The organism is Marinobacter sp. L-46, from assembly GCF_056859535.1.
In genome coordinates this window covers 114,026-131,072 of sequence record NZ_JBSXOP010000077.1, presented here as the reverse complement: position 1 = coordinate 131,072, position 17,047 = coordinate 114,026, and the positions used below count along the sequence as shown (strand labels likewise).

13 protein-coding genes and 1 pseudogene are annotated in these 17,047 nt (G+C 59.3%); 3 read left to right on the top strand and 11 right to left on the bottom strand.

Annotated features, from left to right (window positions below):
* The first annotated feature begins 1 nt into the window (after position 1).
* From AC13DJ_RS13800 to AC13DJ_RS13790, 3 genes are all read left to right on the top strand, one after another.
* Positions 2-1,600, top strand: coding sequence for an ABC transporter ATP-binding protein (locus AC13DJ_RS13800; RefSeq protein ID WP_474539116.1), 1,599 nt, complete (start codon positions 2-4; stop codon positions 1,598-1,600).
* A gap of 69 nt (positions 1,601-1,669) precedes the next feature.
* Positions 1,670-2,455, top strand: coding sequence for an enoyl-ACP reductase FabI (locus AC13DJ_RS13795; protein WP_482933493.1), 786 nt, complete (start codon positions 1,670-1,672; stop codon positions 2,453-2,455).
* A 117-nt stretch (positions 2,456-2,572) separates the two neighbouring features.
* Positions 2,573-3,646 (top strand): 3-deoxy-7-phosphoheptulonate synthase, encoded by a 1,074-nt coding sequence (locus AC13DJ_RS13790; protein WP_473801324.1) that lies wholly within the window; start codon positions 2,573-2,575, stop codon positions 3,644-3,646.
* 71 nt (positions 3,647-3,717) lie between these two features.
* On the opposite strand, the pseudogene cobA reads toward AC13DJ_RS13790, so the two are convergent.
* From cobA to accD, 11 genes and pseudogenes are all read right to left on the bottom strand, one after another.
* Positions 3,718-4,533: pseudogene (gene cobA / locus AC13DJ_RS13785) on the bottom strand (uroporphyrinogen-III C-methyltransferase); the annotation flags it as partial.
* A gap of 38 nt (positions 4,534-4,571) precedes the next feature.
* A complete protein-coding gene (serS, locus tag AC13DJ_RS13780) occupies positions 4,572-5,846 on the bottom strand; it encodes a serine--tRNA ligase (protein ID WP_094624044.1) in 1,275 nt (424 codons plus the stop codon).
* 118 nt (positions 5,847-5,964) lie between these two features.
* Positions 5,965-7,299: a replication-associated recombination protein A gene (locus AC13DJ_RS13775; RefSeq protein WP_482933492.1), complete on the bottom strand. Its 1,335-nt coding sequence runs from the start codon at positions 7,297-7,299 to the stop codon at positions 5,965-5,967.
* On the bottom strand, positions 7,299-7,952 hold the full coding sequence (lolA, locus tag AC13DJ_RS13770) for an outer membrane lipoprotein periplasmic chaperone LolA (RefSeq protein WP_058340856.1): 654 nt from the start codon (positions 7,950-7,952) through the stop codon (positions 7,299-7,301). The genes AC13DJ_RS13775 and lolA overlap by 1 nt, the downstream gene beginning before the upstream one ends.
* Positions 7,953-7,986: 34 nt before the next feature.
* Positions 7,987-10,563, bottom strand: coding sequence for a DNA translocase FtsK (locus tag AC13DJ_RS13765; RefSeq protein WP_474539109.1), 2,577 nt, complete (start codon positions 10,561-10,563; stop codon positions 7,987-7,989).
* Between the two features lie 23 nt (positions 10,564-10,586).
* Positions 10,587-11,810 (bottom strand): O-succinylhomoserine sulfhydrylase, encoded by a 1,224-nt coding sequence (locus tag AC13DJ_RS13760; RefSeq protein WP_232901083.1) that lies wholly within the window; start codon positions 11,808-11,810, stop codon positions 10,587-10,589.
* A gap of 21 nt (positions 11,811-11,831) precedes the next feature.
* On the bottom strand, positions 11,832-13,355 hold the full coding sequence (gene purF, locus AC13DJ_RS13755; RefSeq protein ID WP_289101732.1) for an amidophosphoribosyltransferase: 1,524 nt from the start codon (positions 13,353-13,355) through the stop codon (positions 11,832-11,834).
* A 34-nt stretch (positions 13,356-13,389) separates the two neighbouring features.
* Positions 13,390-13,959, bottom strand: a complete 570-nt coding sequence (locus tag AC13DJ_RS13750) for a CvpA family protein (RefSeq protein ID WP_289101733.1) — start codon at positions 13,957-13,959, stop codon at positions 13,390-13,392.
* Between the two features lie 103 nt (positions 13,960-14,062).
* Positions 14,063-14,722 (bottom strand): SPOR domain-containing protein, encoded by a 660-nt coding sequence (locus AC13DJ_RS13745; protein WP_482933491.1) that lies wholly within the window; start codon positions 14,720-14,722, stop codon positions 14,063-14,065.
* A 90-nt stretch (positions 14,723-14,812) separates the two neighbouring features.
* The gene (folC, locus tag AC13DJ_RS13740; protein WP_474539107.1) at positions 14,813-16,123 is read right to left on the bottom strand and encodes a bifunctional tetrahydrofolate synthase/dihydrofolate synthase; all 1,311 of its coding nucleotides are present in this window, start codon (positions 16,121-16,123) and stop codon (positions 14,813-14,815) included.
* Positions 16,104-17,033, bottom strand: a complete 930-nt coding sequence (accD, locus tag AC13DJ_RS13735) for an acetyl-CoA carboxylase, carboxyltransferase subunit beta (protein WP_286816751.1) — start codon at positions 17,031-17,033, stop codon at positions 16,104-16,106. Before accD ends, folC begins: the two co-directional genes overlap by 20 nt.
* Between the last annotated feature and the right edge of the window lie 14 nt (positions 17,034-17,047).

Genomic DNA, 17,047 nt, shown 5'->3' with positions numbered 1-17,047 from the left:
TATGAGCGAACTACTGAACATCTCGGGGCTTTCCATCCGTTTCGACAAGGGCCCGCTGGTGGTGGATGACCTGTCGCTATCCATCAACAAAGGCCAGACCCTGGCGCTGGTGGGTGAAAGCGGTTCCGGTAAGTCGGTTTCCGCCCTGTCGGTACTGCGCCTTCTGGACGAGCGCCACGCCGACTATCCGTCAGGCAGTATCACCTATCAGGGCGAAGACCTCCTGAAGGCCCCGGAAAAACGGTTGCGGCAAATCCGGGGGCAGAAGATCAGCATGATCTTCCAGGAGCCCATGACCTCCCTGAACCCGCTGCACACGGTAGAGAAGCAGATCACCGAAACGCTGGAACTGCACATGGGCCTGCGGGGCGAGCAAGCCCGGGCGCGATGCATGGAACTGCTGGCGCTGGTGGGCATTCCGGAACCGGAACGTCGCCTCAAGAGTTATCCGCACCAGCTTTCAGGTGGGCAGAAGCAACGGGTCATGATTGCCATGGCCCTGGCCAACGAGCCGGAGTTACTGATTGCAGACGAACCCACCACCGCTCTGGATGTCACCGTACAGAAGCAGGTGCTGGAACTGCTGAAATCCCTGCAGCAGAAGCTCGGTATGGCCATGCTGCTGATTACCCATGACCTGAGCCTGGTGCGCCGGTATGCCGATAACGTGGTGGTTATGGAGCGCGGCAAACGGGTCGAGGAAGCACCGGTCGCCACCCTGTTTGAATCGCCATCCCACCCCTACACCCGCAAGCTGATTGATGCGGAGCCACCGGAACACCCGGTTGCGGCAGAAACCGGCGGCCCTGAGCTGATCAAAGTCGATAAGCTGAACGTGCACTTCCCCATCAAAAAGGACCTGTTTGGCCGGGTAAAAGAGAGCTACCACGCCGTTCGGGACGTGGCTTTCACAGTGCGCCCCGGGGAAACCCTGGGCATTGTCGGCGAAAGCGGCAGTGGCAAGACCACCATCGGCCACGCGTTGTTAAAGCTTACCGGCGCAACCGGCAACATCCAGCTGGGTGGCACCGACATCGGCAACCTCACCCAGAAAGCCTTCCGGCCCTGGCGCAAGCGTATCCAGATTGTGTTCCAGGACCCGTTCGGCAGCCTGAGCCCGCGCATGTCCATTGCCGAAATTGTCGGCGAAGGCCTGACGATTCACGACCCGGACAACCAGGACCAGCACGAAGCCCGTGTCATCCGGGCCTTGCAGGATGTCGGCCTGGACCCGGAAGCCAGGCACCGATACCCCCATGAGTTCTCCGGTGGGCAACGCCAGCGCATTGCCATCGCCCGTGCCCTGGTTCTGCAACCTGAGCTGATTATCCTGGACGAGCCGACATCCGCGCTGGACCGAACCGTGCAGAAACAGGTGATCGAACTGTTGCGGGATATACAGCAGCGATATCGGTTAAGCTATATCTTTATCAGCCATGACCTGGCCGTCGTCCGGGCATTGAGCCACAAGCTGCTGGTGCTCCATCATGGCAGCATCGTGGAGTACGGCGATGCGGAGAAGATCTTCCGGCAACCGGAACAGCCGTATACCCGGGAATTGCTGAACGCAGCCTTCTTCTACCAGACTACGACCAATTGACCGTTACCCGCGTGTACCCCGGTCGGGGATAATACGCGCAAATCACAGGAACACAGGGAGCAGATACCCATGGGAATTCTCAGTGGCAAGAAAGCACTGATTGTTGGCGTAGCCAGCAAGCATTCCATCGCTTACGGCATTGCCGAGGCGTTTGCCCGTGAAGGCGCCGAACTGGCCTTCACCTACCAGAACGAAAAGCTGCAGTCCCGCGTTGAGAAATTCGCGGAACAGTGGGGCAGCACCATCACCCTGCCCTGCGATGTCGCCAGCGACGAGCAAATCGAGAATGTGTTCACCGAGCTGAACAAGCACTGGGACAACATCGACATCATCATCCACGCCGTTGGCTTTGCCCCGGCCCACGAGCTGAACGGCAACTATGTGGATGTCACCACCCGCGAAGGCTTCAAGATTGCCCACGACATCAGCTCCTACAGCTTCGTGGCGCTGGCCAAGGGTGCCCGCAAGATGTTGCACGAAGGCAGCAGCCTGCTGACCCTGAGCTACCTGGGTGCCGAGCGTGTCCTGCAGAACTATAACGTGATGGGCCTGGCCAAGGCCTCACTGGAAGCCAACGTCCGTTACATGGCCGCCAGCCTGGGCGAAGAAGGCATCCGGGTGAACGCGATTTCTGCCGGCCCGATCAAGACCCTGGCCGCCTCCGGTATCGCCAGCTTCCGCCGTATGCTGAGCGAGAACGCCAAGCGCGCTCCGTTGCGTCGTAACGTGACCACCATTGAAGTAGGTAACGCCGCTGCGTTTATGTCGTCTGACCTGGCCTCCGGTATCACCGGCGAGGTTCTGTACGTAGACGCCGGCGCCAATATCTCCGGCATGGGTTCGCTGGACGACTGAGCACCGCCGTTGAAAAGCACTGCCAAATAACGCAGACTAACCAACTCACCGGCGGGCGGACAACCGCCTGCCGGCACCATTTGCGTTAATCTTCAGTCACCGGGGAAGCACTACAAGATGTCGGGCAAGAAACTGGAAAACCTGAACGTGGCCAGCCAGGAACCACTGATCACTCCTGAAGCCCTGAAAAGCGAACTGCCGCTTTCAGATACCGCTGCAGAAACCGTGGCCAACGGCCGTCAGGCAATCTACGACATCATGGACGGCAAAGACCACCGTCTGTTCATTGTAGTTGGCCCCTGCTCTATCCACGACGTGGACGCGGCCCGGGACTATGCCGACCGACTGAAGAAACTGGCCGACGAAGTCAGCGATACCCTGCTGCTGGTGATGCGGGTTTACTTTGAAAAGCCGCGGACTACCGTTGGCTGGAAAGGCCTGATCAACGATCCGCACCTGAACGATACCTTCGACATCGAACAGGGCCTGCACATCGGCCGTCGCCTGCTGCTGGATATCAATGAACTGGGCCTGCCAACGGCAACCGAGGCGCTGGATCCGATTTCTCCGCAGTACCTGCAGGACACCATCGCCTGGTCTGCCATCGGAGCCCGTACCACGGAATCCCAGACCCACCGGGAAATGAGCAGTGGCCTGTCTATGGCTATCGGCTTCAAGAACGGCACCGACGGCAGCCTGGATGTTGCTGTTAACGCCATGAAGTCGGTCTCCCATCCTCACAGCTTCCTGGGCATCGACCAGCAGGGTAAAGGCGCCATCATCCGCACCAAGGGCAACAACTACGGTCACGTAGTACTGCGCGGTGGCGGTGGTAAGCCCAACTACGATTCTGTGAACGTTGCCCTGTGTGAGCAGGCACTGGAGAAAGCCGATCTGCGCAAGTCCATCATGGTGGACTGCAGCCACGCCAACTCCAGCAAAGACCCGGCCATCCAGCCGCTGGTAATGCAGGACGTTACCCACCAGATCCTGGAAGGCAACAAGTCTATCCAGAGCCTGATGGTGGAAAGCAACATCAACTGGGGCAACCAGTCTATTCCGGAAAACCTGGCAGACCTGAAGTACGGCGTGTCGGTGACCGACGCCTGTATCGACTGGGAAACCACCGAGAAAGCAATCCGCACCATGCGTGAAAAGCTCAAGGACGTACTGCCCAAGCGAATCGACTGATTCGATTCGCGAGGCATAAAAAAACCGGGCTCATTCAGCCCGGTTTTTTTATGCCTGATGTTTGGCCAAACTCAATATGGCTCGGGTTGTACGCCCAGCCAGTCCAGGCGGTTGCGCAGGGTGACCACCTCGCCAATAATCACCAGCGTGGGCGCGGCCACTTCCCGGTTTTCGATGATACCCACGATGGTCTCCAGCGTACCGGTAATGACTTCCTGCTCCGGCGTGGTGCCCTTTGACACCAGTGCAACCGGCATATCCGGCGCCATGCCGTGGGCGATCAACTCCCGACTGATAATCGGCAGGCCCACCAGCCCCATGTAGAACACCAGGGTCTGGCTGGTCTGCACAAAATCAGCCCAGGGCAGATCACAACTGTCGTTCTTCAGGTGGCCGGTAATAAACCGGACCGACTGGGCATAGTCCCGATGGGTCAACGGAATTCCCGCGTAGGCCGAACAACCAGAGGCGGCGGTGATACCCGGCACGACCTGAAACCGCACCCCGGCCTGGGCCAGGGTTTCGATTTCCTCGCCACCACGGCCGAAGATAAACGGATCGCCGCCCTTCAGGCGTACTACCTTATGCCCTTCACGGGCCAGGTCCACCAGGCGCTGGTTAATCTGATCCTGCGGCAGGGTATGGTTAGCACGCTGCTTGCCGACATGGATCTTCTCGGCAGTTTCCGGAATCAGCGCCATGATTTCCGGTGACACCAGGCGGTCGTACAATACCACTTCCGCGTTGGTAATCAGCCGCCAGGCTTTCAGGGTCAGCAACTCGGGGTCGCCGGGCCCGGCGCCCACCAGGGCAACCTCTCCGGCAGAGTTGTTCGGGTTTTCGGTAATCGGATTCGCCCGATACCTTGGTGCGGCAGAGGCCACACCAATCGCTCCTGGCGATGGAGTACCTTCTTTATTCTGGCTCATTGGATTCTGTCCAGGCCTCTCATATACGGCTTCAGCACTTCCGGAACGAGGATGCTGCCGTCCGCCTGCTGGTAGTTTTCCATCACCGCAATCATGGCACGGCCCACCGCCAGGCCGGAGCCATTAAGGGTGTGTACCGGCTCCGGCTTGCCGGTTTCCGGGTTGCGCCAGCGGGCCTGCATACGGCGGGCCTGGAAATCGCGGGTATTGGAGCAGGAAGAAATTTCACGGTACTTGCCCTGCCCCGGCAGCCACACTTCCAGGTCGAAGGTCTTGGCCGCAGAGAAGCCCATATCGCCGCCACACAGGGTCATCACCCGGTACGGCAGTTCCAGAAGTTGCAGCACTTTCTCGGCGTGGCCGGTGAGCTGCTCCAGCGCCTTGGCGGAGTCTTCCGGGCGCACCACCTGAACCAGCTCTACCTTGTCGAACTGGTGCTGACGAATCATGCCCCGCACGTCGCGGCCGTAGGAGCCGGCTTCGCTGCGGAAACAGGGTGTGTGGCAAACCAGGCGCAGCGGCAGCTCCGCATCATCCAGAATGGTGTCAGACACCAGGTTGGTGGCCGGCACTTCCGCCGTGGGAATCAGGTACAGCGGGTTGTCACCGGCCGTGCGGAACAGGTCTTCCTCGAACTTCGGCAACTGACCGGTACCAAACAGGGTATTGGCATTCACCAGGTACGGCACATAGGCCTCGGTGTAACCATGCTCTTCGGTGTGCAGGTCGAGCATGAACTGGGCCAGGGCCCGGTGCAGACGGGCCAGCTGGCCGCGCATAACGGCAAACCGGGAATGGGCCAGCTGGCTGGCTTTCTCGAAATCCAGGCCTTTCAGGTCTTCACCCAGTGCCACGTGATCTTTCGGCTCAAAGTCGAATTCCCGGGGCGTGCCCCACAGGCGGGTTTCGACGTTGTCGTCTTCATTCTTGCCCGCCGGAACGTCTTCGTCCGGCAGGTTTGGAATTCCGGCGAAGAAGGCATTCAGGGATTCCTGGACGGAACGCAATTCGTCTTCCGCTTCAGCCTTCTGGCGCTTCAGGTTGTCCACTTCCTCCAGCAAAGGCTTGATATCCTCGCCAGATGCCTTGGCCTTGCCGATGGACTTGGAACGCTTGTTCTGCTCGCTCTGCAGTGTTTCCGTACGAACCTGGATGGCTCGGCGGCTTTCCTCTAACCGTTCGAAGGTAGCCACATCAAACTCGAAGTTCTTAATGGCCAGCCGGCGGGCGATTTCTTCAGTCTGGGTACGGACACGTTTCGGATCGAGCATGATCTTCCTGAATTTTCCGGTTAACGAATGAATTAGAATATAGCGGCATTATACCTGCCGGAGTGCTGCTGGCCACCTTCTGCCCTGCGCCCGCCACAAATTCAGTAAACCGGGGGTATCAATAGCGCTTTTTCGGGCTCTGGGCATCCAGGGCGTCGAGCCGTTGGCGTTTTTCGGCCAGCTTGATTTCCAGCCCGCGCATCACCGGTTCGTAATAACGGCGCTGGTGGATGGCTTCCGGCAGGTAGGATTCGCCGGCGGCGAAGGCATCCGGCTCGTCATGGGCGTAACGGTATTCCTCGCCATGGCCCATGCTTTTGAGGAGCTTGGTCGGGGCATTTCGCAGGTGTACCGGCACTTCATAATCCGGGTCTTTGCGAATGTCGGCCATGCACTGGTTATAGGCCTTGTAGACCGCATTGCTCTTGGGCGCCATGGCCAGGTAGGTAACCGCCTGGGCCAGGGCCAGTTCCCCTTCCGGAGAGCCGAGCCTTTCCTGTGCGTCCCAGGCCTGCATGGTGATCTGCAGCGCCCGGGGGTCCGCGTTGCCGATATCTTCGCTGGCGATGCGCACCAGCCGGCGCGCCACGTAGAGGGGATCGCAACCGCCGTCGAGCATCCTGCACAGCCAGTACAGGGAGCCGTCGGGGTTGGAGCCACGCACGGATTTGTGCAGGGCGGAGATCTGGTCATAGAACACGTCGCCACCCTTATCGAAGCGGCGCAAACTGGTTTGCAGCACCTGTTCCAGGGTGGCGGCGGTAATGCGACTGGATTCGGGGCCTTCCGGGTCTGCCAGGTCGGCCGCGACTTCCAGGATATTCAGGGCGCGGCGGGCATCGCCACCGGCGGATTCGGCCAGGGTGTCCAGTACGTCTTCATCAATCAGCAGCCTGCCGCCAAAACCGGCGTCACTGGTGAGCGCCCGGTGCAGGAGTTGCAGGATGTCATCCCGTTCAAGGTTTTTGAGCACGTAAACCCGGGTGCGGGATAACAGGGCGCTGTTCAGCTCGAAGGAAGGGTTTTCCGTAGTGGCGCCCACAAAGATAAAGGTGCCGTTTTCGATATGGGGAAGAAACGCGTCCTGCTGGCTTTTGTTGAAGCGGTGTACTTCATCCACAAACAGCAGGGGTTCCCGCCCCTGGGATTGTTTGCGATTGCGGGCCCGCTCCACCACTTCGCGGATTTCTTTCACCCCGCTAAGTACGGCAGACAGGGTTTCATAGGAAAGCTCGCCAACATTGGCCAGCAACCGGGCAAAGGTGGTTTTGCCCACCCCGGGCGGCCCCCAAAGGATCATGGAGTGCAACTGGCCCTGTTCTACGGCCCGGCGCAGGGGTTTGCCGGGGCCAACAAGGTGCTTCTGGCCTACGTAGTCATCAAGGGTTGCCGGCCGCATGCGGGCGGCCAGCGGCTGGAAACCGGCTTCAGTCTGAAACAGGCTGTCCTGCATCAGACGCCGTCCCGGATAACATCAACCTCCTCCGGGTATTCCAGCCGGAAGGCGCTGCGTTCAATGTCTTCGTTCAGGCGGATCTCGTCAAAGCTGAGAATGCTCATCTGGGACAGGGAATCCTCCATGCGCATTTCCTGCAGTTCGCCATCGTAGAAGCTCAGGCGCAACGAGGTGAACAGCGAATCGGCGCTGCGAGGCTCCAGGGTAAATTCCCGGGTATCTTCCCCGATACTGCGGCCAGACACCCTGTAGCTCTCATTCAGGTTACCCACTTCGCCACTGAGCAACAGCGCCGGGGTGGTCTGGATACGATCGTCCAGGGTATGGATGGTTACCTGCTCCAGGTCCGGATCGTAAACCTCCACTTTTTCACCATCACTGACAATGAACTGGGACAGCGGCGCACCGGTTTCCCAGTAGAACAGGCCCGGGCGCTTGGCCTTCAGGTTGCCCCGGGTTTCCTGCACGCGGCCACCGCTGGAGTCCACCACAATCTGGATAAACCGGGCCTGGTAGGTTTCGTAGCTGCGCAGCATGGCGGACAGCTGCTCTGCCGCTTTCAGGGATTCCTGCTCGCTGTCGGCCAGGGCCGGTGCTGCCGAGCCAAGGGCCGTCACCAACGCGAACCCGGCCAGCAGTGATCTGATCATAGTACCCTTCAAAGCACCTAGCATAGTTAATCTCCTAGTCTCGTGGCGGCGGGGGCGCCAGCACTTCACGTGCGCCATTGTGTCCCGCCGGACTGACCACACCGGAAGCTTCCATGGCATCCACCAGATTGGCGGCCCGGTTGTAGCCGATTTTGAATTTACGCTGCACCGACGAGATCGACACCCGCCGGTTTTCTGTGACAAAGGCCACCGCCTCGTCAAACAGGGCATCCCCTTCGTCTCCACCGCCCCCTTCAGAGAGGGTTGGAACGCCCGGCAGATTCTCGCCCTCGGCACCATTAAGAACGTCGTCCACGTATTCTGGTTCGCCCCGGGCTTTCCAGGCGCTGACGACCCGATGCACTTCGTCATCGTCCACAAAGGCGCCGTGAACCCGAACCGGCAGGCCGGAGCCCGGCGGCAGGTACAGCATGTCACCGTGGCCGAGCAGCTGCTCTGCCCCGCCCTGGTCCAGTACTGTGCGTGAGTCGATCTTGGACGACACCTGGAACGAAATCCGGGTCGGGATGTTGGCCTTGATCAGGCCGGTAATCACATCCACCGACGGCCGCTGGGTGGCCAGGATCAGGTGGATACCCGCCGCCCGGGCTTTCTGGGCGATACGGGCAATCAGCTCTTCCACCTTCTTGCCGACAATCATCATCATGTCGGCGAATTCGTCGATCACCACCACGATAAACGGCAGGGTGTCGAGTTCCGGGCGTTCCTGCTCGTCATTGGCCAGGTATTCGTCCGGTTTCCAGAGCGGATCCAGCAAAGGTTCGCCTTCGGCGCGGGCATCCTTCACCTTCTTGTTGTAACCGGCAATGTTACGCACGCCCAGATTCGCCATCAGGCGGTAGCGGCGCTCCATCTCGGCCACACACCAGCGCAATGCGTTGGCGGCTTCTTTCATGTCGGTTACGACCGGCGCCAGCAGGTGGGGAATGCCGTCGTAGATGCTCAGTTCCAGCATCTTCGGGTCTACCATGATGAAGCGGACTTCTTCCGGAGTCGCCTTAAGCAGCATACTCAGCAGCATGGCATTGACACCCACAGACTTACCGGAACCGGTAGTACCGGCCACCAGCAGGTGAGGCATCTTGGCCAGGTTGGCCACCATGGGGTTGCCACCGATGTCGTTACCCAATGCCAGGGTCAGCGCAGACGACGATTCGGTGAATACCCGGGCGCCCAGCACCTCGCTCAGGCGCACCATCTCACGCGCTTCGTTCGGAATCTCGATACCCACCACGGATTTGCCGGGAATCACTTCCACGACCCGAACGGCGAGTACCGCCAGAGAGCGGGCAAGGTCTTTGGCCAGGTTGGAAATCTTGCTGACCTTCACCCCGGCCGCCGGCTTGATCTCGAACCGGGTAATGACCGGCCCGGGGTTCACTTCTACAACCTCGACGGACACCCCGAAATCGGCCAACTTTTCTTCCAGCAAGCGGGACATGTGTTCCAGGGATTCCTCCGAGTAGCCTTTTTCTTTGTGCTCTTCGGCCGGGTCCAGCAGGGAAATGGGCGGAATCGGGCTCTCGATGTCCTCGAGGAGAGATGCCTGCTTGTTGGAAGCTTTCTTATCCGACGGTTTCTGCTCGTCTTTCTTGAACGGAGAAATCTTCAGGGACCGGCTGGCTTGAGGAGCCGGTTTGTCGGAGCTGAGAGCCGGCTCGGGCCGGGGCTCGTCGACTTCACGGGAGCTGAAGCTTTCCAGCTGCACCGGTTCCGGGTCTACATTGGCAAGGCCCTCCAGCCCGGGTTCTTTACGGACTTTCGGTGCAGGCGCCTTCTGCTCTCTGTTGGCGACCTTGGCGCGGCGGCGGAACAGACGGTTCCACCAACGCCCGGATTTTGGTTGGGTGCTGTCCGCACCTTCATCAGCCACCTTGTCCCGAATAACCGGCGGTTCGGGTTCCGGCTTTGCGGGCCGTTCGGGTTTCTCGGCTTTGTTACCCGCGCGGGTAAACAGCGCCTTCACGGCCAGTCCGGCTTTCAGGGTTAAGGCCCCCACCTGGTCCATCAGCCGGAACCAGGACAAACCAATGGTGACCGTCAGGGCAAACAGGAAGATAGCAATCAGCAGCAGTGTAGTGGCTGGCAAGTTAAAGAAGCGCACCATGGCTTCCGACACCGCCATGCCCATGACACCACCGGAGGATTCCCCCAGCCCGAACACCGAATACAGGGACAACAGGCTGGTGGCAGAGAGCAGGATCAGCAGGAAGCCACCGAAGCGCACCATGAACAACGGCCAGTGCAGATCCAGTGACTGGTTACGCAGGCGAATAAGCATGACCGCATAACCGGCAATCATGGCGGGAAACAGCCAGGAAACATGGCCGAAGAAATCCATCAGCAGGCTAGCCAGCCAGGCGCCGGTACGCCCTGCGTAGTTCTGTACGCTGGTGTCGTGGCCGATACTGGCCCAGCCGGGATCAGACGGGCTGAAGGTAAACAGGGCCATGGCCAGATAGATGCAAAGCACTATCAGGCCGATGACAGCCCCTTCACGGGCGCCCTGTGCCATCAGGCGGCGAAAGCGTTTCTGTTTTTCCGTCAGCTCGGCTGATACTGCTTTTTTCGCTTTAGCGGATTCCGCCATGAATGCCCAAACCGTCAGTGAGTTTAATCTTTCAGTGCCTGAAAACCTCGATCCAGATCGGTTTTCAGGTCATCTATGGCTTCTATGCCAACAGACAACCGAATCAGGTTTTCGGTGATGCCTGCCTTGGCCTTGTCTTCCGGCGCCAGCCGCCCGTGGGTGGTGGTTGCCGGATGGGTGATGGTGGTTTTCACATCGCCCAGGTTTGCGGTGATGGAAATCATCCGGGTGGCATCGATAAACCGCCACGCCTGCTCCCGCCCGCCTTTCACCTGGAACGACACCACACCGCCAAAGCCATCTTGCTGGCGTTTGGCCAGCTCGTGCTGGGGATGGCTTTCCAGGCCGGCATAAAACACCTTTTCCACCTCCGGCTGCTGTTCCAGCCAACGAGCCAACTCTAACGCATTGGCACAGTGAGCTCGCATACGAATCGGTAAGGTTTCCAGGCCCTTCTGGAACACCCAGGCGTTGAACGGGCTCATGGTGGGGCCGGCAGAACGGATGAAACCGTAAATTTCGTCCAGGTACTTTGCCGGACCAACAACCACGCCGCCGACACAACGGCCCTGACCGTCCAGGTACTTGGTGGCCGAATGCACTACCAGGTCTGCGCCATGTTCCAGCGGGCGCTGGAGCACCGGGGTGCAGAAGCAGTTATCAACCACAAACAGGGCATCGTTGGCATGGGCCAGTGCCGACAGTGCAGCAAGATCGGCCACATCGCACAAAGGATTCGAAGGGGTTTCGATAAACAGCATGCGGGTTTCCGGCCGCACCGCGGCCTGCCACTGCTCCATATCGGTCAGGGACACAAAGGTGGTTTCCACCCCGAATTTCGCCATGTACTTCTGGAACAGCACGTTGGTGGTGCCGAACACGCCCCGGGAGCAAATCACATGGTCCCCGGCTTTCAGCAGCGCCATACAGGTGCTGAGAATCGCCGCCATGCCGGAGGCGGTGGCGACGGCTTTCTCGCCGCCTTCCATCGCCGCAATCCGGCCTTCGAAGGCCTGCACCGTGGGGTTGGTAAAGCGGGAATAGATGTTACCCGGCTCCTCGCCTCCAAAGCGCGCCGCCGCCTGGGCGGCACTGCCGTAGACAAAGCTGGATGTCGGGAAAATCGCATCACTGTGTTCCAGCTGCCCGGTACGGATCTGCCCTGCCCTGACCGCCAGGGTGTCCACAGACATGCCGTCCAGGTCCGATTCCGGAATCCAGAGCTGTTCTTCGCGGCCGTAAGTCATCGGGTTCTCCTGGTGCTAGCGTCAGTCTTCATCATTGTGCAGGTCGATAATACCGTTATCTTCGTCCATCACCTGGCCACCGGAACGCTTGGTGTCGTTGCGCAGGTCTTCCAGGCGCGCCAGGTAGGCGGCATCGACATCACCGGTCACGTATTCGCCGGTAAATACCGAACATTCCCAGCCATCGATATCATCGTTAACGTCGTCCACACAGGCCACCAGGTCTTCAAGGTCCTGGTATACCAGCCAGTCAGCGCCAATCAGGTCGCGAACTTCCTCAACCGTGCGGTCGTGGGCAATCAGTTCATTGGCAGACGGCATGTCGATGCCGTACACGTTCGGGTAGCGAACAGGGGGCGCGGCCGAGGCAAAGTAAACGTTACGGGCGCCGGCGTCCCGGGCCATCTGCACGATTTCCTTACAGGTGGTGCCGCGGACAATGGAGTCATCCACCAGCATCACGTTCTTGCCGCGGAATTCCAGGTCAATCGGGTTCAGCTTCTGGCGCACGGACTTCTTGCGCATCTTCTGGCCCGGCATGATGAAGGTACGGCCGATGTAACGGTTCTTGATGAAGCCTTCGCGGTACTTCACGCCCAGCTGGTAAGCCATCTGCATGGCAGAGGTACGACTGGTGTCGGGAATCGGAATCACCACGTCGATGTCATGTTCCGGGCGTTCGCGCAGCACTTTATCTGCCAGCACTTCACCCATGCGCAGGCGGGCCTTGTACACAGATACGCGGTCCATGATGGAATCCGGGCGGGCAAAGTAAACGTGCTCGAAAATACAGGGGTATAGCTTGGGCGCCTCGGCGCACTGCTCGCTGTAGAGGGTGCCGTCGGTTTCAATATACACCGCCTCGCCCGGTGCAATGTCGCGCACCATGGTGAAGCCGGCCGCGTTCAGGGCCACGCTTTCAGAAGCGATCATGTATTCCTTCTGGCCGTTTTCGTTCTCGCGCACGCCGTAGCAGGCCGGGCGGATACCGTTGGGATCACGGAATCCGACAATACCGTAGCCGGTAATCATGGCGATAACGGCATAGGCACCGCGACAGCGCTTGTGCACGGCCCGCACCGCCGAGAAGATCTCATCCTTGGTGGGGTTCAGCTTGCCCTGCTTCTGCAGTTCGTGGGCGAACACGTTCAGCAGGACTTCGGAGTCTGAATTGGTGTTGATATGGCGCAGGTCGGTGCGGAACAGGTCCTCGGCAAGGTCGTCGGCGTTGGTGAGGTTGCCGTTATGGGCCAGGGTAATGCCGTAGGGGCTGTTCACATAGAACGGCTGGGCTTCTGCCGAGCTTGAGCTGCCGGCAGTCGGATAACGGACATGGCCGATGCCCACGTTACCCGCCAGGCGGCGCATGTGCCGGGTGTGGAATACATCCCGAACCAGCCCGTTGTCCTTGCGCAGGTAAAACCGGTTGTCCTGGAAGGTCACAATTCCCGCCGCATCCTGGCCACGGTGCTGAAGAACGGTCAGCGCATCGTAAAGCAGCTGATTAACGTTGGAAGTACTGACAATACCGACAATGCCACACATGGCTGGGCAACTCTCCGAGTGTTAGAACTGAATGTTATCGGGATGCAGACGCGGGTTGCACGTCTTCGATTTCGTTAGCAGGTACGGGTTGTTCCTGCGCTTTGTCTGCCGGCCCGAGAAAACGGGCAAATTCATCCCCCAGTGTCCGGCGTGACCAGTCTTCGACTACTGCAAGCCGGTCAATCATCACTGAGGTTTTCCACCAGGTATCCTGTGCCAGCGGCGTGTATCGGGTAAATGCGATAGCGACGATAACCACCACCACGCCCCTCAGCAGGCCAAACCCCATGCCCAGCACCCGGTCTGTCGCGGACAAACCGGTGGCCCGGACCAGGTGGCCGATCATGTTATTGATGATCGCACCGATAATCAGGGTGCCGAAAAAAAGAATCGCGAACGCGGCGATCAGCCGCACTAACGGTGTTTCAACCGAAGATTCCAGCAGCGATTGCATCTGGGGGTGAAAGGTTCGGGCGATGATAAACGCGCCAATCCAGGTTAACAGCGAAAGGGCTTCTTTGACGAAGCCACGTTTAAGACTGATAACCGTGGAAACTGTAATGAGGGCAATGATGACCCAGTCAATCCAGATCAGCGTTTCCATGAACATCCCGGTGTAGAAAAGGAAACGCGAATTCTATCAGGAAACCGCACCGCACCAAACTGCAGAGTGCCCAAAACAGCGGTTGATTTCCGGCGCCGGCAGATTATTTACCGCCAGTGGTCACCAGGCTGTTCAGATTGAATTCCTTGTCGAGTACGGCCTTTGCCTTCCTGGCTTCAGCTTCGTTCACGAAGGGGCCGCTGAACACGCGGGTCAATTCGGTGTCACCACGGGTCACTTGCTGCAGGTGCGCTCCGTACTTCATCTCGATCACCTTGTCCCGCAGGCGACGGGCATTATCGGCGTTGCCGAAGCTGCCAAGCTGGACAATCCAGGCTCCCTCAAGGGTTTTGGAGAACTCCTTGGGTTGCTCGGGCTCACTGGCACTGGCCACCGGTTCGGTTGCCTGCTGTGGCTCTGGCGCTTGCTGTGGTTCTGCCTGCGAAGCTGTTTGTGCAGGAGTTGCTTCCGCAGTTGTTTGAGAAGCTGGTTCTTCAACTGTTTCCGCCACCGCGGCATCGGCCTCTGCAGGCTCTTCAACCATTCGGTAACCGACGCTCGAACCGCCTGCTTCAGGCTCTTCGAAATTCCGGGGATCCGGCTGGGCCGGCATATCCACTTCCGGGAACGGCGGCTCTTCGGGGATGGTGATCGGTGTGGACTGACGTTCCGAGTGCGGCTCATCAAAAATAATCGGGACAAAAATAACCGCCAGTGAAATCAGTACCAGCGCGCCGATTATCCGTTGCTTCAATCCATCCACCGTTGACGGCTCCCGTTCATTATCCGTTCACCACGATACTAACCGCCACCTGCGCCAAGTCCAAGCCCACCGCACGGGAATGGACAAAGTTTAAGAACCGGCACCCGCCAACTTCGCCCGGGCCTCGGCAACGGTATAGAAAGAACCGAACACCACGATACAGTCATCCGGACGGGCATTGGCGATAGCCGCATCCAACGCATGACTGACCGAGCCATAGCCCTCACCATCGGTGATGCCACAGGCGCGCGCATGGGAAACCAGCTGGTCAACGGCAAGGCCGCGGGGAACATCCAGCCCGGCGAAATACCACTGATCGGCCACAGACTTCATGGCCGTCATCACGCCTTCTACGTCTTTATCTGCCAGTGCCGCATAGACCGCATGCACCTTTGAGCCTGTAAGGCGACTGGCCGAGACCTGCCCGGAAAGCCAGCGCGCCGCATGGGGATTATGGCCAACGTCTGCCCGCACAAACGGACTTCTAGCGAGCAGCTCGAATCTCCCGGGAACACTGACCGTTCGGGCAATATCACCCAGCGATGACGGCGCCACATCTGGCAGCAACTTACGCGCCAGCACAACCGCTGCGGCAACACTTTGTACCGGCAGGGGGCCGGCCGGAAGCTTGATGTGATCTCCCGCTACGGTCAGTTCAACGGTATTGGCATCACCATTGGCCGGTGCCAGCTGGTAATCCCTTCCGGTTACCTGAAGGTTCACTTTCTGCGCGGCCGCTTGCTGAAGAACGGAAGCCGGTGGCTCCGGGTCGGCACACACGGCAAAGATTCCGGGCCGTAAAATGCCGGCCTTCTCAAAACCGATCACTTCCCGGTTATCACCCAGAAAGCCGATGTGGTCGATATCAATGGAGGTAATGACTGCGAAATCAGCATCGAGTACGTTCACAGCATCAAGCCTGCCGCCCAGGCCAACCTCGACTATCCAGTCTTCCACGCCGGCATCGGCAAATGCGACAAACGCAGCCAGGGTGCCGAACTCGAAATACGTCAGGGATACCTTGCCCCGGGCCTCTTCCACTTTCTCGAAAGCACTCACCAAGACCGGGTCTGAAATATCTGTGCCGTTCAGGCGAACCCGCTCGTTGTAGTCCTGGAGATGCGGAGAGGTGTAAGCCCCGGTGGTGCGGCCCGCTGCCTGTAACAGCTTTTCCAGGGTCGCAACTGTGGTGCCCTTGCCATTGGTACCCGCCACGGTAATGATCCGGGCATTGGGCTTGCGCGGGAACAGGCGGCGAAGAACCACCAGAACGCGGTCCAGGCCAAGGTCGATTTCGGCAGGATGGATGGCTTCGAGCCAGGTCAGCCAGTCCTGAACGGAAGCCCCGGCGCCGGGGCTGGATGCCGGCGCCGGAGAGGGATCAGTGCCCGGAGGGTTCATCTGTATCGGGTTTCTCGGTAATTTCGAATTCGATCGGAGCCTCGGTCCCCGGCTTCTCACCGCCGGTGAACTTGGCCAGCAGGTGGGCAATACGCTCACGCATGGTATGACGGTGCAGGATCATGTCGATGGCACCGTGCTCCAGCAGGAATTCGCTGCGCTGGAAGCCTTCCGGCAGTTTCTCGCGCACGGTCTGCTCGATAACCCGCGGGCCGGCAAAACCGATCAGCGCATAGGGCTCGGCAATGTTCAGGTCGCCCAGCATGGCCAGGCTGGCAGACACACCACCAAATACCGGGTCTGTGAGCACGGAAATGTAGGGAATGCCCTCTTCCTTCATGCGCTCCAGAACCGCAGCGGTTTTGGCCATCTGCATCAGCGACAGAATCGCTTCCTGCATACGGGCACCACCACTGGCAGAGAAGCACACCAAGGGAATGCGATGCTCGAGGGCCACATTGGCAGCCTGGACGAACTTCTCACCCACGACCTGCCCCATGGAACCGCCCAGGAAATTGAATTCAAAGGCGCAGGCAACCAGCGGAACACCCATGGTCGTGCCTTTGAAGGCCACCAGTGCGTCTTTCTCGCCCGTGGCTTTCTGGGCTGCCGACAGGCGATCCTTGTAACGCTTGGTGTCTTTGAACTTCAGGCGATCGGAAGGCTCGAGATCCGCAGCGATTTCCTCACGGCCGTCTTTGTCCAGGAAGATATCCAGCCGACGACGGGCGTTTACCCGCATGTGGTGGTTACACTTCGGGCAAACGTCGAGATTCTTCTCGAGCTCCGGCTTGTACAGGAAGGCGCCACACTTGGGGCATTTTTTCCACAAACCTTCCGGCACGCCGGTACGCTGCCGTGATTCCGAGCGAATCTTGCTCGGCATGATCTTTTCCAGCCAGTTACTCATGCTTTCATCCTGTC